Source organism: Niastella soli (genome assembly GCF_017742245.1).
Classification (GTDB): Bacteria; Bacteroidota; Bacteroidia; order Chitinophagales; family Chitinophagaceae; genus Niastella; species Niastella soli.
This window is the reverse complement of sequence record NZ_JAGHKO010000004.1, coordinates 45691-70039: the sequence shown is the minus strand read 5'-3', so window position 1 is coordinate 70039 and position 24349 is coordinate 45691. Positions and strand designations below refer to the sequence as shown.

Annotated in this window: 15 protein-coding genes; 4 read left to right on the top strand and 11 right to left on the bottom strand. The window is 44.7% G+C overall.

Features of this window, described 5'->3' with window-relative positions:
- Nucleotides 1–548: 548 nt before the first annotated feature.
- The gene (locus tag J7I42_RS15105; RefSeq protein WP_209139661.1) at nucleotides 549–1529 is read left to right on the top strand and encodes a glycosyltransferase; all 981 of its coding nucleotides are present in this window, start codon (nucleotides 549–551) and stop codon (nucleotides 1527–1529) included.
- Nucleotides 1530–1665: 136 nt separating this feature from the next.
- Here the strand turns inward: J7I42_RS15105 and J7I42_RS15100 are convergent, their stop codons facing one another.
- From J7I42_RS15100 to J7I42_RS15090, 3 genes are all read right to left on the bottom strand, one after another.
- A complete protein-coding gene (locus tag J7I42_RS15100) occupies nucleotides 1666–1881 on the bottom strand; it encodes a heavy-metal-associated domain-containing protein (protein ID WP_209139660.1) in 216 nt (71 codons plus the stop codon).
- A 10-nt stretch (nucleotides 1882–1891) separates the two neighbouring features.
- Complete coding sequence (locus tag J7I42_RS15095; protein WP_209139659.1) at nucleotides 1892–4141, bottom strand: heavy metal translocating P-type ATPase; 2250 nt, start codon at nucleotides 4139–4141, stop codon at nucleotides 1892–1894.
- A 109-nt stretch (nucleotides 4142–4250) separates the two neighbouring features.
- Nucleotides 4251–4811, bottom strand: coding sequence for a helix-turn-helix domain-containing protein (locus J7I42_RS15090; protein ID WP_209139658.1), 561 nt, complete (start codon nucleotides 4809–4811; stop codon nucleotides 4251–4253).
- Nucleotides 4812–4869: 58 nt separating this feature from the next.
- On the opposite strand from J7I42_RS15090, the gene J7I42_RS15085 reads away from it, so the two are divergent.
- Both J7I42_RS15085 and J7I42_RS15080 read left to right on the top strand, forming a co-directional pair.
- Complete coding sequence (locus J7I42_RS15085; protein WP_209139657.1) at nucleotides 4870–6192, top strand: ankyrin repeat domain-containing protein; 1323 nt, start codon at nucleotides 4870–4872, stop codon at nucleotides 6190–6192.
- An 853-nt stretch (nucleotides 6193–7045) separates the two neighbouring features.
- The gene (locus J7I42_RS15080; protein ID WP_209139656.1) at nucleotides 7046–8647 is read left to right on the top strand and encodes an ABC-F family ATP-binding cassette domain-containing protein; all 1602 of its coding nucleotides are present in this window, start codon (nucleotides 7046–7048) and stop codon (nucleotides 8645–8647) included.
- A gap of 376 nt (nucleotides 8648–9023) precedes the next feature.
- On the opposite strand, the gene J7I42_RS15075 is transcribed toward J7I42_RS15080, so the two are convergent.
- The 7 genes from J7I42_RS15075 to J7I42_RS15045 all read right to left on the bottom strand — a co-directional run bounded on the left by J7I42_RS15075 (nucleotide 9024) and on the right by J7I42_RS15045 (nucleotide 19284).
- Nucleotides 9024–10178 (bottom strand): thioredoxin family protein, encoded by a 1155-nt coding sequence (locus tag J7I42_RS15075; protein WP_209139655.1) that lies wholly within the window; start codon nucleotides 10176–10178, stop codon nucleotides 9024–9026.
- Between the two features lie 134 nt (nucleotides 10179–10312).
- A complete protein-coding gene (locus tag J7I42_RS15070; protein ID WP_209139654.1) occupies nucleotides 10313–11758 on the bottom strand; it encodes a PKD-like family lipoprotein in 1446 nt (481 codons plus the stop codon).
- Nucleotides 11759–11772: 14 nt separating this feature from the next.
- Nucleotides 11773–12525 carry a DUF4843 domain-containing protein gene (locus tag J7I42_RS15065; protein ID WP_209139653.1) on the bottom strand — a complete coding sequence of 251 codons (753 nt, stop codon included), beginning with the start codon at nucleotides 12523–12525 and terminating at the stop codon, nucleotides 11773–11775.
- Nucleotides 12526–12546: 21 nt separating this feature from the next.
- On the bottom strand, nucleotides 12547–13980 hold the full coding sequence (locus J7I42_RS15060; RefSeq protein WP_209139652.1) for a RagB/SusD family nutrient uptake outer membrane protein: 1434 nt from the start codon (nucleotides 13978–13980) through the stop codon (nucleotides 12547–12549).
- Between the two features lie 22 nt (nucleotides 13981–14002).
- Nucleotides 14003–17539, bottom strand: a complete 3537-nt coding sequence (locus J7I42_RS15055) for a SusC/RagA family TonB-linked outer membrane protein (RefSeq protein ID WP_209139651.1) — start codon at nucleotides 17537–17539, stop codon at nucleotides 14003–14005.
- A gap of 29 nt (nucleotides 17540–17568) precedes the next feature.
- Nucleotides 17569–18582 carry a FecR family protein gene (locus tag J7I42_RS15050; RefSeq protein WP_209139650.1) on the bottom strand — a complete coding sequence of 338 codons (1014 nt, stop codon included), beginning with the start codon at nucleotides 18580–18582 and terminating at the stop codon, nucleotides 17569–17571.
- A 66-nt stretch (nucleotides 18583–18648) separates the two neighbouring features.
- Nucleotides 18649–19284: an RNA polymerase sigma factor gene (locus tag J7I42_RS15045; protein ID WP_209139649.1), complete on the bottom strand. Its 636-nt coding sequence runs from the start codon at nucleotides 19282–19284 to the stop codon at nucleotides 18649–18651.
- Nucleotides 19285–19453: 169 nt separating this feature from the next.
- Here J7I42_RS15045 and J7I42_RS15040 point away from each other — a divergent pair, with 169 nt between their 5' ends.
- The gene (locus J7I42_RS15040; protein WP_209139648.1) at nucleotides 19454–20821 is read left to right on the top strand and encodes a TlpA family protein disulfide reductase; all 1368 of its coding nucleotides are present in this window, start codon (nucleotides 19454–19456) and stop codon (nucleotides 20819–20821) included.
- Nucleotides 20822–20976: 155 nt separating this feature from the next.
- Here the strand turns inward: J7I42_RS15040 and J7I42_RS15035 are convergent, their stop codons facing one another.
- The gene (locus tag J7I42_RS15035; RefSeq protein ID WP_209139647.1) at nucleotides 20977–24228 is read right to left on the bottom strand and encodes an AsmA-like C-terminal region-containing protein; all 3252 of its coding nucleotides are present in this window, start codon (nucleotides 24226–24228) and stop codon (nucleotides 20977–20979) included.
- Nucleotides 24229–24349: the final 121 nt, after the last annotated feature.

Here is a 24349-nt window from a genome sequence, read left to right as displayed (position 1 = left end):
CTTTTGTTCCCTGATGTTTACGCCTCAGGTTGCAGTGCGTACCGGATGTTGTACAATGGCGTTGGGCACCTTATAATTGGCACTGTTTTTTCTCTCAATTCAACGCAACGCCACCTGCCATACAAAGATTTTCCAGTTTGGTTTGCTGGTGCATTCAATGTACCAATGCCAGTACTGTTTCTTCCAGCACTTTTTTGTAAGAAGTGGGCCGCATTAAAATAATGTTGTTCAAACGTGGCTTCTTTTTTGCCGGCAGGGTTCAAAGCGTCCTCTGGTGAGAAATCATCAATGGTGTAACACCCGTTCCATTAAGATGAATGAGGGAACGGAATTTTTCCAGATACACCGGTTTGCCATAGGAAGCAAGCGCCATTACCTTGTACTCGTCTGATGAATGCAGAAAGCCCAATCAGGTGGTCATTTTTTCACACAGCATCGCTAATGAATGGGCATACATACGAACGAAACGCTTCTCCTTTTCCCCATGAAAGAGCGGCACTTCTTTTTATGCTACTGGATATGATAGGTTTAAAACTATCATTAAAAATATGACTTCAGTTGTTCATCAGGCGGACAGGTTGAAAATATTTACCTGGCATATTCATGGAAGCTACCTGTACTATCTTTCGCAAGGTAATTTTGATATTTATATTCCGGTAAATGATAAAAAGAATGAAGGGTATTATGGCCGGGGTAAAACATTTCTGTTTGGCGATAATGTAATAGAAGTACCTGTTTCGGAGGTAAGGGCTATGGATTTTGATTGTATCCTGTTTCAATCCGAAAAGAATTTTCGTGTTGACCAGTATGAGGTACTGTCGGCCGAGCAGCGAAAATTGCCGGCTGTTTATTTAGAGCACAATGCACCCCCGCCCTATGCAGTAGATTCTTCGCATCCATTATATGATCCCAGGGTTGTACTGGTGCATGTAACGCATTACAACGAGTTAATGTGGAAGAATAATGTGCCTGTAGTTAAAATAATTCAACATGGTATTACAGAGCCTTCCCATACTTATACGGGAGCATTGAAGAAAGGGATTGTGGTGATCAATCATATCAAGGAACGGGGCCGGATAACAGGCTGGGATATTTTTGAGCGGGTGCGGGCGGAAGTGCCTATCGATCTGGCGGGCATGGGTACCGAACAATATGGTGGACTGGGAGAAGTATTGTTTCCCCGGTTAACGGCTTTCACTACCCGTTACCGGTTTTTATTCAATCCTATACGCCATAACAGTTTTGGGTTGTCGGTATGCGAGGCCATGATGGCGGGTATACCAGTAGTGTCACTGGCCACCACTGAATATGCAAACCTGCTTACGAATGGGGAGTCAGCTTTTATCAATACAGACGTGGATGCGCTGATAGCCGGAATGAAACTATTATTGAATGATCTGCCTATGGCAAAAACTATGGGACAACGTGCCCGTGCCGTTGCGCAGGAGCACTTTAATATCGACCGTTTTATCAGGGAATGGAACGGCGTATTTCATTTTGCGATCAACAAAAAAATGATGACTGTATGAAGTTATAGCTTTTATCGGTGAACATGCTTCGCTCCCGATCTTGTTGGGGGTATAAAATCATGAGCTGCTTTCACGGTTCACGTTTTATATGAGGATGAGCCCCTCTAAAAAGATGGACCCATCCATTAGTTTAGTTTTAACTTATCTTTTCCGCTTTATAACCTGCCTGTTGCAATTTCTGTACTACTTCGTTTTCTTTTGTTTTATCTGCTGTATTTACTGTTAATATTTTGTCGGGCGACTGGGTATCAACCTGCCAGTTGTTTTCACCTACTGCTTCGTTTAAATACGGCGTTACGGTGGCTACACAGCCGCTGCATTTGATCGTTGTCTTGAATTTTACTGTTTCCATATTGTTGAATTTATAATTTGGTTGTTTTTAATCTTAAACTGTTTGTTACTACTGATACGGAGCTCAATGCCATAGCGGCACCAGCGATCATAGGGTTTAACAGGAAACCATTAAACGCATACAATACACCTGCTGCCAATGGTATTCCAATAAGGTTGTATATAAATGCCCAGAACAGGTTCTGTCTGATGGTGCGTACCGTTTTACGCGATAGCGACAAGGCCCTGGGGATCGATTGCAGATCAGATGTGATAAGCGTCATGGTGGCAACATCCATGGCAATATCTGATCCCCTGCCCATGGCAATGCTTACATCGGCCTGGGCCAATGCCTGTGAATCGTTGATGCCATCACCCACCATGGCCACTACCCTGTTTTGTGCCTGTAATTTTTTTACAAATTCAGCTTTGCCGGCTGGCAGCATACCAGCGGAGAAATGTTTGATGCCTGCTTCTGCAGCAATGGCCGCTGCTGTTTGCTCATTATCACCGGTGAGCATATATACTTCAATGCCCCTTTGCTGTAATTGCTGTATGGCTTTGGCTGAAGTGGCTTTTATTTTATCGGCAATGGCGATGATGGCCAGTACCTGCTGCGCATCGGCAAAATAAATAACGGTATGGGCCTGTTGCTGCCAGAGTGCCGCCGCTTGCAATAATGTGCTGTCAATGTTCAACCGGTGCTCATCGATCAGTTGTTTGTTTCCTACATAGTACCGGGTGGCGCCCACCAAACCGGTAACACCCCTGGCGGTAATGCTTTCAAAGTTGTTCAGGCTGCCTGTCTGGATGCCTTCCTGTTTTAATGCATTGATAACCGCTTCGGCCAATGGGTGCTCAGATTGCACTTCCAGGCTGTATAAGATCTGTTTTAAGGCCGCATTAGCCTCTTTGCCGGCCAACCAGTTCATTTGGGCCACTACGGGCTTCCCTTCGGTTATGGTGCCGGTTTTATCAAGTATGATGGTGTCTACTTTATAAGCCAGTTCCAGGCTTTCTGCATCCTTGATCAGGATATTGTTCTCTGCACCTTTACCAATGCCTACCATAATAGCGGTAGGTGTGGCCAGTCCTAATGCACAGGGGCAGGCGATCACCAAAACCGTGACGGAGGTTAACAGCGCATTGGTGAAGGCGTTGTCGCCACCGGCAATCATCCAAACCACAAAAGTGAGGATGGAGATGCCTATTACTACGGGCACAAAAATGCCGGCAATTTTATCTACCAGTTTTTGCACCGGTGCTTTACTGCCCTGGGCCTCCTGGACCATTTTAATAATTTGGGCCAACATGGTATCGTTCCCCACTTTTTGCGCAATAAATTGAAAGCTGCCTTTCTGGTTCACCGTACCGGCAAATACTTTGCTGTCTTTCTCTTTTGAAACAGGCAGCGGTTCGCCGGTGATCATACTTTCATCAACAAAAGAAGAACCAGTTGTCACCATGCCATCAACGGGGACCTTTTCACCCGGCCGGACCAGGATAAGATGGCCGGGTAACACGTTTGCGACCGGTAATTCCTGTTCTTTTCCATTTACCACTACGCGTACTGTTTTAGGTTGTAAGCCCATCAGTTTTTTTATAGCAGTCGAGGTATTGTGTTTCGCTCTTTCTTCCAGTAATTTCCCGAGGGAAATAAAGGCGATGATCACGGAAGCTGCCTCGTAGTACACATGCGGATGGATACCCCGGGCATGCCAGAAGTCAGGCGCCAGCGTATTAAAAGCGCTGAATAAAAAAGCAATACCCGTGCTCAACGCTACCAGGGTATCCATATTGGCTTTTCCATGCCGGGCCTGTTTCCAGGCATTTATAAAGAATGAACGGCCAAACCAGCCAATGACCGGCAGGGTTAGCACCATGGAAATATAGTTGCCATAAGGCATGTTCATAAAGAACATGCCGATGATCACTACGGGCAGTGATAATACCGATGCCCAGATGGTGCGTTGTTTTAATTCGTTGTAATGGTCCAGCTGCGCGGCTTCCTGGATCTGTTTGCTGTTGGCTTCGTCTATTACGAGGTCGTAGCCAATGGAGCGTACTGTTTGTTGTAAGGCGGCGGGCGTAGCAATGGCCGGATCGTATTGTACCCAGGCGCTTTGGTTGGCAAAATTCACCCCGGCATCTATAACGCCGGCTGCCGCTTTGAGCATTGATTCAACGCTTACTGCACAGGCGGCACAGGTCATTTCCAGTACCGGGAAGGTTTTTCTTACTGTTTTTATTATTGTAGACTGGTCTTTTTCAATGGGTGTCATATGGAGATCCTTTATGCAAAGGTCTCGTTATGTGGTCAGCCCATTGTTATAGGATTGTGCGGGAGATGTATATAATTTTAAGTTGACAGGTTATTGCCTACTGCCTATTTTACACCTTATCCAATGGCTTCCGGGCCTTATCCTTTAACTCCCTGAACTGCGACGGGGTCATTCCTGTTTCTTTTTTAAACTGCTGCGACAGGTGCTGTACGCTGCTGTATTCCATTTGGTCGGCGATCTCACTTAAACTTAATTCATTATAGGTAAGCAATTCTTTTACGCGTTCTACCCGTTGGCGGATGGCGTATTTTTCAATGGTAATGCCTTCTGTTGAAGAAAACAGGTTGGATAAATAATGATAATCCAGTTGCAGTTTTTCTTCCAACAAAGCCGATAGTTTTTTGTTATTGCCCTCTTCATTCCGGTGCACCAGGGAGATTATGATATTCTTAACTTTCTCCACCAGCTTTTCTTTTTTATCGTCGAGCAGTTCGAATCCAATGGCTGTTAAAGCTACATTCAGGCTGTCGAGTTGTACGGGCGTAGGTTCATTATCAAGCGCTACTTCCCCTAAATTAACCTTGCTATAGGCTATGCCTGCCTTATCCAGTTGTTCCTTTATGACCAGGATACAACGGTCGCATACCATGTTTTTTATATAGAGTTGCATAATGCAAAGATACAGCTTCCTTTTTTTTCGATAAATTAGCTATATACAATAGTGTCATATGAATGAAGAAAGACGTATAGCTTTTATAAAGGCGGCCACCTGGCATGGTTCGCTGGAGGAAGCGGAGCAAATGCTGTCCGCCCACCCTGAAATAGCTACCTGTGATATACATACGGCTGCCATTACAGGTAATGTGGCGCTGGTACGCGATTGGCTGTTGGACAATGCTGGCAATGCAACGGCCGTATCGGAGCCTTATGGCGGTAACGCGCTCACCTATCTGTGTCTTTCCAAATACCTGCGTTTGAATAAAGCGAAGAGCCATGACTTTATAGACGCCGCTACGGCCCTTTTGGATGCCGGTGCCGACCCCAATGCCGGGTTTATGACGAGCGGCCCCTATCCGGAGTTTGAAACGCCGTTATATGGCGCCGCCGGCGTAGCGCATCATGCCCCCCTTACCAAATTGTTGTTAGACCGGGGCGCTGAACCCAACGATATTGAAGCTGTATACCATTCCCCTGAAACCTGTGAGAACGATGCCATGCAATTGCTGGTGGAAACCGGCAGGCTCACTTCGGAAAATCTGGCCATGATGCTGATAAGGAAACTGGACTGGCACGATGAGAAGGGGCTGCAATACCTGCTGGCACATGGTGCCGATGCCAATGGCGAAAGAAAACGCGGCTGGCACGCCTTACACCATGCGTTAAAGCGCGCTAACGGATTAGCGTTCTTTGAAGGGTTGCTTAGTGCTGGTGCCGACCCTCATTTGTCAAGCAATGGCATTACGGCCGTAACTATGGCCGCCTGTGAAGGCCGGGGTGATGTATTGTCGCTTTTTGCGCTCCGCGGAATTGCCATAGAACAACAAGGGGTATTTAAGTTAATAGCCGCCTGCGCAATGGATGATAGCGATGCCGTGGAAAAACTGGCAGCCCAGACGCCTGCTCTCGTAACCCAAATAAAAGAAATGGGTGGTGAATTACTGGCCCGTTTTAGTCTTTGTGGAAATACGGCCGGTGTACAACATTTGTTGGACCTGGGTGTTCCCGTTAATGAACCGTACCGCAATGGCGACGGTTATTATGGCATCCCAACCGACAGCTTATCCATACACGTTGCTGCTTTTCTCGGTCATCCGGCGGTGGTTAAAACGCTCATCGCGGCAGGTTCACCGGTTGATGTTCCGGATAAGAACGGACAAACGCCGCTGAACCTGGCTATTAAAGCCTGTGTGGATTCCTACTGGACCGCACGCCGTTCTCCCGATTCTGTTAAAGCTTTGTTAGCCGCAGGGGCTTTAGCGATCAATGTTCCGTATCCTTGTGGGTATGAGGAGGTGGATGAGTTGTTAGGGAAGGCAATGGGTAGGTCGTGAAACGGGAAACGTGAAAGGGTTCAAGACGTTCGGGCCTCACTTCGGCAATCGGCAGACGGCAGTCGGCAGTGAAATACAGGAGGATGCTCCACGCTACGCGTGTCGCTCAAAAGGCAGACGGCAAACGGCAAACGGTTTCTTACGCCAAGGCTTCGGTAACTGAAGGCAGACGTGAAATACAAAAGGCAATAGGCAATGGGCAGTAGGCAATGGGAAATACAAAATACAGTCGGCAGTGAAATACAGGAGGATGCTCCACGCTACGCGTGTCGCTTAAAAGGCAGACGGCAAACGGCAAACGGTTTCTTACGCCAAGGCTTCGGTAACTGAAGGCAGACGTGAAATACAAAAGGCAATAGGCAATGGGCAGTAGGCAATGGGAAATACAAAATACAGTCGGCAGTGAAATACAGGAGGATGCTCCACGCTACGCGTGTCGCTTAAAAGGCAGACGGCCCTCCTACGCTGGCGGGCGAAGCAGTCGGCAGAGAATTTTGGGCGGCGCAAGATAGTTATTAGTCTCAATAGACGTGTTTGTATTCCTGAGCGAAGCGAAGGCACATCGAACGCAGTGAGATGCCCTGGTTTTATTTCACAGCCTGTCCCGATTTGTCGGGATTTCACCTTTCCCGTTTCACGATTACGCGAGGCTAAAATTGCCGATTGCCGATTGCCGATTGCCGATTGCCGATTGCCGATTGCCGATTGCCGATTGCCGGCTTCTGTTCTCCATAAATATAATTTTCCTATCTTTGCAGCCTTCTTCATTTATAAGGATTTAATGTAGTAGATAATTTCTTTCAGGACCGGCATAGAACAGCACCCGACGCGGGCACTGTTTAATTTGTAACCATTGAAGAAAGAAATTATGCTATTTCTGCAGAACCTCTCATATATACATCCCAACAAAGAATTGTTGTTTGAAGCTATTTATCTGACTGTTAACAGCCGGGACAAGATCGCATTGGTAGGCAATAACGGGACCGGTAAATCTACTTTATTAAAGATCATTGCCGGTGAGTTAACACCGCATGAAGGACAGCTTATACTTGATACCACGCCCTATTATATCCCACAATTATTCGGGCAATACAATCATTTGACTGTAGCCCAGGCATTGCGGATAGACACTAAATTACTTGCCCTGCAAGAGATCCTGGCGGGAAATGTAACGGAACAGTACCTTGCCCAGCTGAACGACGACTGGACCATCGAGGAGAGATGCCAGGAAGCATTACAATACTGGCAGTTGAATGAATTACTACTTACTCAACCTATGGCTTCTTTAAGTGGTGGACAGAAAACAAAAGTTTTCCTGGCAGGCATCCATATACATCAACCGCAATTGGTTTTATTGGATGAGCCAAGCAATCATTTGGATACTGCCGGTAGAGACTTGTTGTATGAATTTATAACTACCACCTCCTGTGCATTGGTAGTAGTGAGTCATGACAGAAAACTGTTGAATGGGTTGCCTGCTATTGGCGAATTGAGTAAACGCGGTCTGACCATGTATGGCGGCAATTATGATTTTTATGCAGAACAAAAACTGATAGAAAATAATGCCTTAAGCCAGGACATTCACAGCAAGGAAAAAGCCTTGCGTAAGGCAAAGGAAAAAGAACGGGAAACCATGGAGCGGCAGCAGAAACTGGATGCCCGTGGTAAACGCAAACAGGAAAAAGCAGGTGTTGCCCGTATTATGATGAATACGCTGCGGAACAGCGCAGAGAACAGTACGGCAAAGATCAAAGGGGCACACGGTGAAAAGATCAGCGGCATTTCTGAAGAGTTGCAGGCCCTGCGCAATGAATTGCCTGATATAGACAAGATGCAACTGGGTTTTGATAATACCACCTTACACCAGGGAAAGATGCTGTTTTCTGCAACCGGCATCAATCAGGAATATGATAAACAACGCCTGTGGAAAGCGGACCTCGATCTGCAAATAAACAGTGGTGAACGGATCGCGCTTAAAGGGTTGAACGGTTCCGGTAAAACCACCCTTATCAAAATTATACTGGGTGAACTGGAACCAACCATTGGCTTTGTATACCGCGCCGACAACCGCAATGTTTATATAGACCAGGACTACTCGCTGATATCTAATCAGCAAACGGTGTATGAACAAGCCCTGCAATTCAATAAAACTGGTTTACAGGAACATGAGATCAAGATCCGATTGAACAGGTTCTTATTCTCAAAAGATGATTGGGATAAAAAAGGAGCTGCATTAAGCGGTGGCGAACGCATGCGGTTGATGTTATGCTGTCTTACCATTGGCCAGCAGGCGCCAGATATTATTATGCTGGATGAGCCGACCAATAACCTGGATATTCAAAATATTGAGATATTAACCGCTGCCATTAATACATATAAAGGAACTTTGTTAATTGTTTCGCATGATGAACATTTTCTGGAGCAGGTAAATGTTAACAGGACAATTAACGTTTGACGGCTGCCCCTTTAATAAGAGGTGCTAAATTAAAGCTAAACAGATGTTGAAAATAATTTATCCGGTTCACATTTGGGAAAAATCGTATTTAATCAATTGTAATGAAAACATTTAAAGTTTATATACTTCGTATATTTTTTCATTAACTTCAAACAAACCTTATAAAACCTTTTCTTTTATTTTAATTACTTATTATATTTGAATAGATCTGGTGTAAAATCAGACAGTCTTAAGATGGCCCCGTTTTGTCCGATATCTTATGAGCTTGTCCAATCCCTGTGAAAAAAGCACATACACACTCTTTTAAGTGCAAATTATTAAACCCAAAAACCCCATTTTCGATGGGGTTTTTCTTTGGTATGATCTGCCAGAGCTCTTAACTGGCTGAAAGCATTTTTTCATATTTATCAGCGGGCACATTGTATTTTTTTGCTTTGGCAATTGCCAGGGATACATATTTTTTAAATCCATCCAGGTCGCCTGCAGATCTCAGCACATAGGCGGTAGTAGTCAACAATTCAAATGCGGTTTCTTCATTCATGGCTTTGTCGGCCCAGCCCTTTAACAGTTGTGCATTGGCGACTGTTACTTCTTTTTTTGCCAGCAGGTTATTGCAAAAGGCGCCATAATAATTCATATAGATCACCGGATGTTCATTCATGAACTGAAGCAGGGCTACATTGTCTTTAGCAAAATTGGTGAAGTAGTTGAATGCCAGTACATGCTCAATAACCGCCCAGTCATCTGCAGGGAACGCTTTTTTATTTTCGTTCAGGAACTGGTTAAACGCGGCATCGTCGCGGGTCTTGTTGAGCTTTTTGTTCAATTGAGCTGTTAACAAACCGGTGGCTTTATTTTGTACCAGTAAAGTGCCGTATAATGATCTGTAGCGGTCATAGTTCTTCAGGAAATATGTTTCGATGTCTGCATCCAGTTTTCCCGTGCGGAATATCGCCATGGCCACGGGTTCTGCTGTCCAATCATGTTGCGCTCTGATCCAGTTGTTGGCGGCTGTAACATCTGTGTTCCTGCTTTGCCGGTCGTAGTATTGTTTATAAAAATCAGGGTATATATCATTATAAGATGCGGAAATGCCAGTGAGCAATTGTTTGGCTGAGATCTTTTGTTTAGCCGTTTGCAGTTCTGTTAAAAACTGACCGGCATCTTTATAACCACCAAACATAGATACGAGGTTGCCATTTTGATCAAGGACCAGGAAGGTAGGAAATCCGCTGATCGCATATTTCCGGGTGATAGAGTCGCCCATCTTTTCAGAGAACACATCTATTTTCACGCCGATGAAATTATCGGCCACTTCTTTGCTCAGGAGACTGTTGGGAAACACTTCCTTATCCATTTGTGCACAGGGATGGCAACCGGTAAAATAACAATCTATAACAATGGGCTTTTTTTCGGCTTTTGCTTTTTGTAACATCGCTGACCAGGAAGGTACATGGTTCCAGGTGGTTTCCTGTGCATGGACTATATGCAAAGCGAGGCTGATAGCTGTAGCTAATACTAATTTTTTCATGGGTTACTTAATGCTGAACCTGTTTGCGTTGCCGGAAATTAGGGGTCACATGAGTCGCCGCTGAAGCTATGGCGCATAATGCGCCGGCGCTGAAGTTATGGCGAACAAAGCAGGCAAACAGGTTCAGCATTTATTTATTTTTGACTTTTAAAAGTTATTTCGTTGATCTTATTAAAACCGGTAAATACTTTACTGTAGGTATTGTTGGTGAAATTACCGGTAGTTGCAAGGGGGAAATAATATACTTTACCCTGTCCGTTTTCATGGGTAGCAACGGCAATCAGGTTGTTGTGATTGGGATCTTTGCTGTTTTTCAGGTTGCGGTACATTTTCATAGCCCTTATTTCTGTGCCCGCAGGAAAAGTGTATATGGGCGCAGCAGTTTTTGCCGGAATATCCAGTTTGTAAATGCTATTACCGGATGCATAATACAAAAGTTGCAACAAGCGGGAGCCAACAAACAAACGGGCATCTTTTAATCCGGGGGCATTCAAACCATCGTACCGTTCTTTCGTAGTAGTCTGTGAAGAAGAATAATTATACACAAAGGCAAACAGCGAATCGTCATTGTTGTTTTTGAAGAAGGCGTTGCATTGGCCACCGCTGGTATTTACTTCGGTATATAACAGTTTTTTGCCAATATTGTTCATGTTAAAAATTGGGGTGCCTGTTATTGTAATTGGCGTTAAATTGCCCGATGCTGTATTCAGCATATAGAATTTTTGACCAATGGTATCATACACTTCATAACCTGAACCGGTATATATTTCGTAGGGCGCAATATAATACTTTCCTTCCGGGGGCAGGTTCAGTTTGTTGACGCTGTTGGGCGGTACATTCAGGCTTCTGCTGTGTATTTTACCGTTATTGAGCATCATTTCATCATAGCTGTTAGCAAAATATTCCTGGGGTTTTACAACCGCAGGCGTTTCCCAGAAGAATTCAGGGAAATCCATGATCTTTGCGAAATTGGAATAATTTACCTGGATCATGTCAGCAGGCGAAATGATAAAAACCCTTTGATCGGTACTATAGGTCCTTATTTCAGGAATGCGATTGGTACCTGCCGGTAGGAGCTCGCCATTGTTTTGAGTTGAATAGATGTTCCTGAAAATGGTATCGATCGGACTGATCATGGAGATGTCACAAGCCCCGTTTTTTTCCTCCACCACCAACCAGCCTTCGCTATAGGGACTGATTACAGAAACATAAACTCGTTTCTGGTATTCCAATCCTGTTTTGCGGTCTTTGGCATATACGGTCAAATAATATGAACCTGGCAGTTCGGTGATAAATGCTTTCAGGTTTTGTGTAGTGTCGAGGGTGCGGCGGGTAAGTGGCGTGGCAGTTGGATACAATACCCACTGGAAACTGAGATCAGCCGCATTGGCCATGCTTTCTTCAATGGTGAGGTTTATTTTTAATGAATCGGGCAATACCACGTTAAATGTATCGCGGATGGTCTTTAACACTACCTCATCGGTGTCGGTATAATCATAGTTGCCCTTATCCTTATAGCAACTACCCAATACAATGACCGTTACAAAAAATAATAGACCGTATAGATACTGTTTTGTCATGTAATTCGCTTTAATCAGTTAGGGAAAGTTATCTCGTTGCCATTCTCATCTTTAAGATTGATGCCGTTTGCTGTATTCAGATCGGTCAGGTAATTCCGGCATTTCTTTTTAAAAAAGTTCATTTGAGGAATAGAAACCGGGTCGTCGCCCGTGGTCAGGAATTCTGTGCGACCAGTAACATCGATCACCAGTTTATACTTTACCTGGCTATACGCGCCAAAGTAAGTAGCACAGAAACCGTCCCAATTAGATGGTTTGGTGAGAATATCGTTGATCCGTACCGGAAAGCGTACTGATCCGCCCCCGCTTGTAGTGCTGGTTGCCGAGTTGTACACGCCGGGTAAAAAATCGTCGGAGGTCCCTATTTCAAGCAGAAGCCGTACATCGGCTGTTTTTAATGCCGGCGCTCTGTTTACCAGGAGCTGTACATTGGTGGTATAGTCGCCTGCTTTAACGATGGTTGGCAGCAAGTCATATTGCTGGGGAAGGGCTGTGGAGCTATCGGCTACTACCTGTATGGTCACGGTTCTGTCGAAACCGGCAGCCACGCCCATGATGCGCAAGGGGATTTTTACCGTATCCTGTACCAGTGCATTGGATTTAATAGCAAAAGAATATACGATGCTATCCTTGTCTGGATTGTAATTGTCTTTATAGAAATAGATCCTGTCGGCCTGCGTATAGCTGGTGGGATTGCTTTTTTTACAGGCGGTGATCGCTACACCAAACAGCAACAGTATGTATAAATATTTTATTTTTTTTGCCATGGTATTCATTATTGCAATTAATTAAAACCGGTTTGCGAACTCCTTTTCATCATCGGGCAGAGGTAAGATCCAGGTTGCATCCGTCATGATGATGGAACTGCCATCTACGCGGGTTGTATTCTTCCTTTTGAAATAGTAAAACAATTGTCCTTCGGCATACATTTCTTTTTTGTATTCCTTGAGTATTTCGGTTTCCAGCGTGGCTGCGCTGATGTTGGTTGTGAATTGAAACAATCCCCGTTTATCGCGTATCGTATTGAGGTAGGCAACTCCCTCTGCCGTTGTAGCCGCGCATTCGGCTGCGATATAATACATTTCCGATAAGCGGATGATGGGAATATTTCCTCTTAAATAATCGTAATTGGAGTTGTTTTTGGCAATATCATCCTGCCAGTATTTGATGGAGGAAAATCCTGCCGTATACTGAGTGAATAAATAGTTATAGCGCATATCGGAGCTGCTGCCGCTGGCTGTTTCATATAAACTGGCAATATTGGAGCTTGTGGTATACAAAGCGGGTGTTCCGTTGATTACGACTGTTTTGAAATACTCATCTACATAATCGGAGATCTTATAGGCATACAGCGAGAATAATAATTCAGAGGTGTAGGTGCGGTCGCGGTTTGTGGCGGCGGACGCATTAGCCGGTACTACGAAAGGAAAATTAGTAGCGGCATTTGCTATTACTTCCAGGGCTGCGGCGGCAGCGGCTGGTTTGTCGCCTTTGTACAGGTTGATCCTTGCCTGCAAGCCTTTAACCGCCCAATAATTCATGTGGTTGCGGGTGTATGACAAAAAAGGATCGTCATTATACTGAACGCGGATGGTTTTGTCGACACGTAACAGCTCAGCAGCTGCATCCAGGTCGGTGAGACAATTGGCAATTACCTCATTTGTTGTTAATAAAGGATATGTTTCCAGACCAAAAGTGGTTACATAGGGAATTGATTTCCGGTTGCCGCCATCTATTACAGGTGCGGCGCCAAACAAACGAAGCAGATCGAAGTGCAGAAGGGCGCGCAGGGCCAGCGCTTCGCCTTTCACTAAATTGAAATTGTTGCCCAGGAAAATGTTTTTCTTATCGTCAATTTGCGCCAGCAGATTATCTACATTGGCAATTGCCTTGTATAAGGTGCTCCAGATATCGCGGATATAGGTCTTTGTATTTGTATAATCGTACCGGGCGGCAAAGTAAAAGGTCTGAGAGGTGGAAGTAGATGCATATCGTTGGGCCAACCCATCTACAAAACCCATGGTAAGGTTTTCGCCATAAGCCGGTTTAGTAGCCAGCAACTGATAAGTGCCTATCAGAGCATCTTTAAAACCCGATTCTGAGGTAAACAACTCCCGTTCCCGTATTTCTGATTTGGGTTGTACATCCAGCCATTTTTTGCAACCGGTGCCGGCAACCAGGCAGGTGGCCAATAACAGGCTGGTGAGATATTTTGATTTCATTATTCCAAATAGTTTAAAGTGATCAAAATGATGTGCTGATATTCAATGTAAGATTGCGGGCAAATGGATAATCCAACCCTCTTTCCACCTGTATGGAAGACCAGCGTTTGAGGTCATTGGCAATAAAAGTGAATCTTGTATTGCTCAGCTTTAATTTTTTATTCAGTTTTTCGGGTAACTGGTAGGAAAGGGAAATGCTTTCGGCATTTACATAATTGTTTTTTTGAACAAAACGGGAAGTAACATTGGTTTTAGTGGTTACAGGGTTCCCGTATTCATTTATCAGTCCTTTAAAAAAAGTAACATCACCAGGCTTTTTCCAGCGGTCGAGCAATACTCTGCGGTCAACGTTGTACGTAAAATCGGCCACCTCTACCCTTTCGACAAGCGTCTGGTTATACATGTCGGCCCCGAACTCATAGGTGAAATACACGCCTAATGAAATGCCTTTCCAGGTAATATTGGAGCCAAAGCTGCCGCGCATCTTAGGCACGGTATTCCCCGCCGGTTTTTTGTTGGTGGCATCCCATACATACGTTTGGGTACCGTCTTTTGCCAGATATACTTCACGTCCGGTGCTGGGGTCTATGCCCAATGATGGCACAGCCCAAATGGCGTTCACACTTTCGCCTTCCTGGAAACGGAATTGTGTTTTTGTTTGTTTGTTATAATTTTCGTCAGAAGGTTTGTCAGAGTTCTTGTCATTTAACTCGTTCAGCTTCTTCAGCGAATTGGAAATTGATTTAATATAATCGCGGTTATGTAAACCATTTCCAAAGATGTTCCAGTAGAATTGTTTGTTTTCGTTCTTTATAACAAAAACGTTTAGTTTAAATTCATAACCCCTGTTTTCCAGTTCACCCACATTTTCTTTATAACTGCTAAACCCTACTGATAACGGCGTGTTGATATCCAGGATGAGCTGGTCGGTATTTTCCCGGTACATGTCGAAGTTGATGAGTACGCGCTCCCTGAATAAACCAAGATCAATGCCTATATTTTTTTTCAGGGTATTTTGCCATTGCAGGTTTTCATTGCCATAGCCTTTTATTATGGAGCCTGCCTGTCCGCGATAGTTTTGATCGGTATAATATTCATAGGTAGTTATGCCCATGAACGATTGAAACCGGCTGTCGCCTGTGGTGCCGATGCTGCTGCGCACACGGAAGAGATTGATGTATGATTGGTGGGCCAGTATTTTTTCCTTGTGCAGGTTCCAGCTTACGCCGGCACTCCAGAAGGTGCCAAAGCGTTTCTGCGTACCGAATTGTGATGAACCGTCGGACCTGATGCTGAAGTCGGCAGCATAACGGCTGTCATAGCTATAGTTAAAGTTGGTATAGGCTGAAATAAGCCGGGTGGTACTATTGGTATACTTAGGCTTGCTGTTCTCCTGGTAGTTATTACCGAAGTTGATCTGGTCGAGGCGGTCATTGGGAAACCCGGTTGCCGTAACCGTCGTGAAGTCGCTGGTAGTTTGGGAAATGCTGCTGCCGGTTGAATTCAGGATCAGATGACGGCCCAGCTTTTTGCTATAATCCAGTTGTACAGTCCCATCATAAGAAAAGAAGTTGCCCTCGCCTTTAGTATAAATTCCTTTACGGGTTATGCTGGTTACGGTATCGAAGCTGGTATGCTGTGCGGGTAAAAAATAGTCGCTGCCGTCTTGTTGTTTGGTAAGTTGCAACTTGCCGGTCAATCGCACTCCTCTACCCAGTAGCCATTCAATATTGGTTTGGTTGATCACGTTGGAATAGTCGGACCTGTCAACCGTATTCAGGGAGGCATTGTATAACGGATTTAAATAAGATTTAGAAACGGTAGCAGCATTAATCGGATCCAGTACCGTTTCGAGCACCCGTACCACATTGCCGTTTGAATCATAGGGATTCCAATACTGGTTCTGTTTGATGTAATCGGAAAATGAACCGTAGTTGGAGTTGCGTGATTTGTTAAAGGCGACGGATAAAATATTTTTAAACAACAGGCCTTTGTGCCGGTAACTGAAGTTCATGGCGCCACTATAATTATCCCGGTTGCTGTTTTTCATTACCCCGCTGTTGTTACTATAAGACATCTCTAATCCATAGCGGATGATGGCGTCGCCGCCTTCCAGGTATACCGAGTGCCGTGTTCCTATTCCGGTCCTCACCGGTTTGTTCAACCAGTACGTATTCACGCCCTGTTGTACAGCAGTTAACCTGCTTGCGTAGCGGGCACGCAAAACGGCATCGGCATCGGGCCGTACACCGGAAGCGAATTCATTATATACGCCGGCCAGGCGTTCTACTTCCAGTTTTTCGGCGGCATTGGTAAGATCATATACAGTCAGATCGGGGGCTGCTACCTGCATCATGCCACTGTAGTTCAATCGCAATTTGCCGGGCAGCGGCTGACGCGTTTCAACTACAATTACTCCATTGGCTGCTTTGGAACCATACATGGAAGTGGCGGCTGCATCTTTTAAAATGGTAAAACTGGCAATACGGTTGATGTCGAGGTCATAGATCTTTTGCAGACTTACCTCAAAACCATCGAGAATGAAGAGTGGCTGGTTGGGGTTCTTGGAGTAATTGGCCATGTAATCGGCTCCCGAAACAGACGCCGTAGCGCCTGTGGTTTGCTGGGGGAAATTATTGGTTCCCCGCATGGTTATCATAGGTAATCTATTGGGGTCGCTTCCGAATTGAACGTTATCGGGAATGCGAATGGAAGGATCGAATACTTTCAGTGCATCCAGCACATTTACGCTGTTCACTTTGCGCAGGTCATCACCAGAAACGGTGGCGGCAGCACCGGTAAAATTTTCTTTTGGCCTTTTATACAAACCTGTACTTACAATAACTTCTTCCAGTTGCTCCTTTTTAGGCTTTAACCTGATCGTCATCAGCGATTTGTTATCGGGGGCCATGTACTGTGGCAAATAACTTACGTGAGCTACTGTAATGCTACGGGTAGCGGCGGGAATGCGCAACGTAAAATACCCTTCTACATCGCTGGTAGTACCCAGTTTCATATTGGGTACCAGAATGGAAGCACCAACAACCGGTCCTTCGCCATTAGCAGACAATACCCGGCCCCGGATTATTTTTTCGGTACCAGTGGTGTCTGTGTATGGTTGATCGGTTATAACGGGTTTTATGGTGGTGTCTGCAAGCGTCACCGTATTCGCGCCTGTATTGTTGGTCGTGTCATTAAGTGTGGTTGCATGGTGGGTGGCACGTTTTACCACGGTAATGGTGAAGTTCTTGTCGTCGAGCCGGGAGGCTTTTAGTCCCAGCGGCGTCAATAGCTCCAGCAAAACCTGTTGTATAGGAGCCTGGCCGGGAACAAAAGTATATGCTGAGGATCGTCCTTTTACCAGCCGGTCTTCATATACGAAGTTGATCTTGTAATGAGCTGCAATAGCATCGAGGATCGACTTTACGGAAGTGGCCTGATGCCAATAGTGAGAATAGCGTGCATCGGCACTATAGGCGTCATTTTCCCATGTTGAAACGCATAGCGCTGCAGTAATGGCAATAGCCATCACCTTGCTATGCAATAGCAGTTTGTTCATTCGTACTGTTTCAGTTTAAAGTTTGGTTATTACTTACTGATCGTAACCGTTTTATTGTTGACTGTAATGTTTACATCCAACATGTTTTCCAGTGCTTTGAATAAGATCTGTTCATTTTCTGAGGAAAGGTTGCCACCGAGGGTTCGGTCTAAAATAGTGCTGTCGGTAACTTCTACTTTGTAACCATAATCATCTTCTATAAGTTGTATTACTTCCCGCAACGGTGTGTTATCAAACTTCAACCTGTTCTCTTTCCATAAGGAGCAATCAGCTGGATTGGTTATAGCTTTTAAAAGTACTTTACTGTTTTTATTGTAACTAACCCTTTCGCCTGGTTGCAGGTAGATTGCCGATGGGTTGGAGGGTAATTCCACTTTTACCCTACCGGTTTGCAATACTACCTGTTCCTGGTTACGCCGGGTATTAACGGTGAAGGTAGTTCCCAGCACTTCGACATTCATATTGGGCAAATGCACAATGAAACGCTCGGCTGGTTGTACGGGTGTTCCCTTCTTATTTATATGCACCACATTGAACCAGGCTTCGCCAGTGATCCAGACTTCGCGTGGGGCATTCTTTCCCGGACGGGGTTTGTATTTGATTTGCGTATTGGCATTGAGCACTACCTGACTTCCATCAGGAAGGGAGATGGTGCGTTTTTGGCCATACGCTGTTTTTATCAAAGATTCATTGGTGCGCAGGTATTGAAAAAAGATCAGGCTGCCTGCAATGAGTACAACCGCTGCGGCGGCTACCCACCTGAAGGCGCGTCTCATGGTAACCACCTTGCTGTTTGAGTGGGTGACTGCATTCCAGATCCTGTCTTTAGTGGCTTCGCTTGCTTTTACTTTTTGTGCTGTAATGGCTTTTGCCAGTGTACGGGCGGCTGACATGTTTTCTCCCTGATGGGGATATGCCAGCACCAGACCATTCCAGAATGCATCTTTTGCTGCATCCGGTTGTTTGATCCACAACAGGAAGTCTTCATCCAACATAAAGTCGGACACCATGTATTGATCGTATTTCGCGTATTGGTCTGGCATATAATGAACGTTCGGATAGGTGGTAATGGTAATAGGTATATGAATAAAACGAGGGCGTTTTATTTTTTACCCCATCATTTTTAAAATATTTTTTAAAAGGGGAATTAGTAGTCCTGCCGGCATAAAAATCTGCCATGCGGTTCCCTTTAATTGCTCCTTCAGCGCATCGATGGCCCGGGCCATTAATTTATAGGTGCCTTTGGTGGTAAGGTCCATCATGGCCGCTACCTGTTCGTAGGAGAAGCCTTCTATATAGCGTAAGAAAATAGCTTCCCGTTGCCGGGGCGTTAATGCATCCAGCGCCGCTGTGAGCCGCAGTTGCAGGGAGGTGTTCTCTTCCTGCATGATCATATTCTTTTCGGGCGACAGTTCAAATACAAATAAGGATTTTCCGGCTTCGTCCAGATGATCGGTTTTGCTTTTCGCTTTTAATTTGTCTAAAACAATTGACCGGAAAGCCCTGAAAAGGTAGTATTTAATAGAAGTGGTGGCGGAGAGGTTTTTTCGGGTGCGCAGCAATTTTACAAACAGGTCCTGGATGGAGTCTTCTGTTAGTGAAATGTCGTTAAGCCATTTAATACCATAGTTGTAGAGCTCATCAAAGAAGCGCCGGTAAATGATCTCCAGGCTTTTATCATCTCCTTTTAAAAAGGAGTCCCATAGCTTATGTTCCTCTATATGTTCGTTTTGGTTGCTGTGCATGAAACGGGAAAAAGTGTCTCAATATCAAAATAAAATTACAGTCTGCATAAATTATTTGTTGAACAATAGCCTTTTGGGATGGGGTAAATTTTTCAATTACATCGTTTGTACCTACAACCGCAAGATAATTTATCTGTATTCATCACCCCATTTTTAAAATAACTATTAAATGAGAATCAGGGTATTGTTTAGTGTTTTATATTGTTTTACCGCCTTATCGGTAACTGCACAGGGCAAACTCACCCTTGTGCAGGGTACTGTAAATAGTGATAAAACGAAATCGATGGTATTGTTCGATGTACAGAACGGGGAAAAGCTGGAGATGGCAACTGCCCGGATCAATGGCCAGTACCAATTTGCATTTGCTTTGCCCAACATCCGTGATGGCTTTTATTATTTAAGCAACCAGGGCCGCAGAAGTTTTATCCGCCTTTATTTAAAAGCAGGCGATAAATTTCAAATTGCCATTAATGATAGCGGCAATTATGCATTTGTACAACCAACGCCGGAGAATAAACTTTTAAAAGAGTGGAATGATTTTGCGGAACCGGTTACCCGGATGAGCATTTTTCCCCGGAAAGATACCGCTACCTATGCCAGCTTCTTTCCTATCCTTACAGCCTTTCTGCCAAAGGCCGATGCTTTTAAGAAAAAGATCAAGACCCCTAATGCTGCATTCAATGATCTGTTGAAAAATGCTGTCGACTTTGATATAGAACATGCTGCTTTGAAATTCATGCTTACTCCCAACTCGAAATTTCCTGGCAAAGACGAAATGATCCCCTATTACAATACCATAGTACAGCCTAATAAATTCACCAATACCGCTGTTTTAAATTCAGGTAATGGGGTAGATCTGATCATGTTATATTCCATCTATAAGTATGGTAAGGTTAAAAATCCTGACTCCAAAGAAAGGCCTACGATATCAGAGATGCTGGATTTTTTTGGCAATGATACCATTAAAGGGATTTTTGTAGAAAATCAATTGCCGGGTTACAGGTCGCTTGAAAAGTTTAACCAGGAAATTGAACCTGTAAAAAAATACCTGGTAACTGATACTATGCAGGCCAGGTACGCGCGGAATTTGAAGCGTTTAAGCACTTATAGAAAAGGAGATAAAGCATTCAATTTTTCATACCCCGATTCAAGTGGGAACGTTGTTACCTTAGCCAGTTTGAAAGGTAAAGTGGTGCTGGTTGATGTGTGGGCTACCTGGTGTGGTCCCTGTAAAGCGGAGCTTCCCCATTTGAAAAAACTGGAAGAAGAACTACGGGATAAGGACATTGCCTTTGTTTCTATTTCTGTTGATGAAGAAAAGGACAAAGAGAAATGGAAGAATTTTGTTGCCAAAGAACAACTGCGTGGTATTCAATTATACGCCAAAGGCTGGAGTGAGTTTACCAGGTATTACGATATTCATGGTATTCCCCGTTTTCTGGTTTTTGATAAGGAAGGAAAAATAGTAACGGTAGATTCGCCTCGGCCTTCTGCGCCTGAGTTAAAGGAATTATTGTTGAATACGCTGAAGAATTAAAGAAAAGACCTGTAAAGTGCATCATCTGAGCTTGCATATGCAGTGAGATGTTTTGTACTTGTCAGGTCTGTTTCAAAGTGTTTGGCCTGTCAGGTTCGCAACATCGTCCTATTTGTTCAGGACTCAAAGGCGAACCTTACAGGTCATTTTATTCTTTATGCTTTTTTCGGTTTACCCAAACCTACTTTATAGTTATCGGGGGTGCCGGTGATGGTCAGGTTCATAAAGCGGACCCGTTTGTCTTTGTCGCGGTATTCAATTGCGTCAACCTGGTCGGGGTCTATTTCTTCCTTTTTCTTATGGAACAGCATATTGAAACCTACCGAGGTGACCATTTTCAGCGGAATACGTACAAAATAGGCCATCTTCATATCGAGCGACTGGGTGCCGGAGAACTCCAGAAAGCCCAATGAAGAGTTGATATTCATGGTTGGGATGTTCAGGGTATTGTCTTTAAATGTAAGCACATTGCGCAGGGTATCGAACCGGATCCTGGTCATGTTCTTATCCTTGAAATAAGCCGCCATGGCCGACATAGGCGCAAAATTCACGAGCTCTCCATTGTAGATGTTTATATTTAGTTCTGCCTGCGACTGGTCAAGCATGGGCGTAAGATCAGGATGTACGCGCATGTAGCCTCTTATTTGACCGGTCATATGTCCTTTCAGGTTTTTATTGATCACATAGTCCTGGCCCAGGTAATCGAGCTTCAACAGCATTTTCTCCAGGTCTACATCATTTACTTTAATGCGGGTCCTTAAATAGATCTTTTCAGGAGTGCTGCCATTGAAATGCGCGCGGGCATCTATTTTGCCACCGGCCATTTCCATGTGCAGGGTGTCCAGGTACAGGTGGTGTGTTTCCAGCATGCGCAAGTTGGTTTCGATGTTCTTGATCCACAACCGGCGATACTTCACTTTGCCAATGTTTATTGATGCATTGAAATTAATAAACGGTACTTCAAAGATATTGAATGCTTTCGCGTGTTTTGAATTGGATACAGTATGGGTTTGTGTGGTGTTGGTGGTAGCCACAGCTGCTGTGTCGGGTATGGCAGCTGGTGTTTCTTCCATGGCAGTAAACTTGTAATTGGTCAGCTGGTCAATATCGAGGAAGCGGGAGTTGAATCTAAGGTAATTCTCCTTCATCTTCCTGGCGCTGTCGTTACCGGTGTATAAGCGCATGTTGAGATCAAAATCGCTGCGGCCGATCTTTCCGGTAAGGGTGTCGATCTTGATAAAGTTATCGGTGTTGAACTTTACATTGCCTTTGATGCTATCCAGTTGAATGGCATGTTTTGTTAACTGGCCCGAGATATTGGCGATCTTTATATTGGCAAATTTGAACACGGAGTCATACCGCAGCTGGCTTTTGGAACGCAACCACAGATTGGTGGCCACTTCGTCGTGCCAGTCTGTAGGTACCATCTTTTTGGTTTTGCGGCTCAGCAGGTCCCGCAGTGCCAGCCGTTGAGATTTCAGGTCAAAGGCTATTTCGGTCCTGCCCTTTTTTACTTTATCGAACCAGAGCGCATAGTTATTTACGCGACCGCTGAACTGGATATCGGAGCTATCAATATGACCGGCAAAATTCTTTAACCGCAACATGGTATCGGCAATGGTGAGTTCGGCACCAAACTCCTTGAACTCATGCGGGAATCTTTTAAAGTCGGCATTGAGGTGTTCTATCTTCACTAGCCCTTTAGGTAAAGGGTTGGGATGTAACAATTCGTGCACGGAAGTTTCCAGCGATACGCCAATGTTGAACCCGTAGATCTCTTCCTTTCCTTTACGGTTTTTGGCGGTATCGATGTTAAAAAGCTCACGTAGGATCATTTGCCGGCTATGCGCCCGCAGGGTTGCCTGTACGGGTTTGCTTTGGGCATGGAAGATGGCGGGCAGATCACTGAGCGAGCCTGCGACATAAAAATCGGAATGCCCGATGTTGCATACCAGTGAATCCAGCGTTACAAAGCCGCTTTTCATGTTGGCATGCAGATTCAGGTGTTCTACATTATATGGATAATTCGGTATGCGGAAGGTAAGGTTGCGAACGGCGAGCTCGCTTTGAATGCCTTCAGTGAGTTTGCCCATCGATTGTTCGGGGGCGCTCATGTCCATCAGTTCTTTAAAATTCATTTTTAAACTGATCTGTCCCGTTATGCGCTGCAGGTCTTTTATTCCGAGGAAGGCGCCAATAAATTCCAGTTCCAGATTGGAATTTAATTGCATGAGGATCTTGGGATTCTCAAAATCGCGCATGATGAAGTTCCCGTCAAAAACGCCGCTGCCGGGTTTGGCATGCATGCCCAGCAAACGCAGTTCCGATGTTTTGAGGTTTCGGGCATCCCCATTGGTGTAATAGCCTTTAAAGGCCAGGGAATCGAGTTTTTTATTGGTTTCGGAGTTGTGCAGCCAGGCTTCGGCGCAGCCGAAATTCAGGTCTATACGAGGCATTTGTCCGTTGGCCAGACTGCCTTTAACCGTTCCATCAAAGTTCACATGGCCATCATATTTGAATCGTTTAATCTCTTTAGCGGCAGATTCAGGAATAAAGGCAAACAGCTGTTGCAGATCTGGTTTGTCGCCGGCAAATTTGAGGTCGATGGCATTGTTGTTTTTCTGCAGACTATATGTGCCTGCTATGTTAAACACGGCATCTTCCAGTTTTAGCTTTCCGGTATCAATGCTAAGCAATTCGTTGACTTTTCCATACGTGATCACAAAATCTGTTTCCACGTGTTTATTGCGAAATAATGTCGGGTAAGCGGGACTGGTATAATCGAGAACAAATTTACCATGGAGGCCGGCATTTATCTTCAGACTGTCGTTTTGGATCGACGAGGTTATCTTTTCAATCTTCGAAACGATTGTTTGATCGTTTTGTTTGTCGATGAAAGAAAGCGTCATACCCTTAAGTACGATCTTTTTGATGTCGAGTTTCAGCGGCGATTCCGTCGTGTCGGTTTTTGCGGTAGTATCGGGAGCCATGCGGCTGGCTTCTATAATATTCAACTGGCCGTTCTTTTCTTCAACCAGATCGAGATGGCCGTTCTTTGTGCCTATAACCTTCACTTTATAATTCTGATTCAGGATATCAGACAGGCTAAAGCCGGCAAATACCCGTTCAGCCGCAAACAGGGGTTTGTCGGTAGTGCGTTTGGTGGCATAAAAGCGTACCTGTGAAAGGCGAATGGAGATATAAGGGAAATTATCAAGGAAGGAAATCTCACTTTTTTCAACGGAGATAGTACCAGGTAGTTTTTTATTCAGTTCTTTCAGTGCCATTTTTACCAACCTGGTTTGTTGGGTGGTAAGCATAATAAATGCGGTACCTACCAACAGCAACAGCACAATGATCGGGATCAATATAAAGCGAATGAGCCTTTTACGCGTCTTGCTTTTCATGGACGAATTGGTTTGGGGTTCTAATTACGGTCAAGCAAAGCCGGTGCAAAAATAACTGCTGAATACTTAAAAAAATACAAAGCTTTACAGGGAACTACGAGTTTCTCCGTAAAGCTTTGAT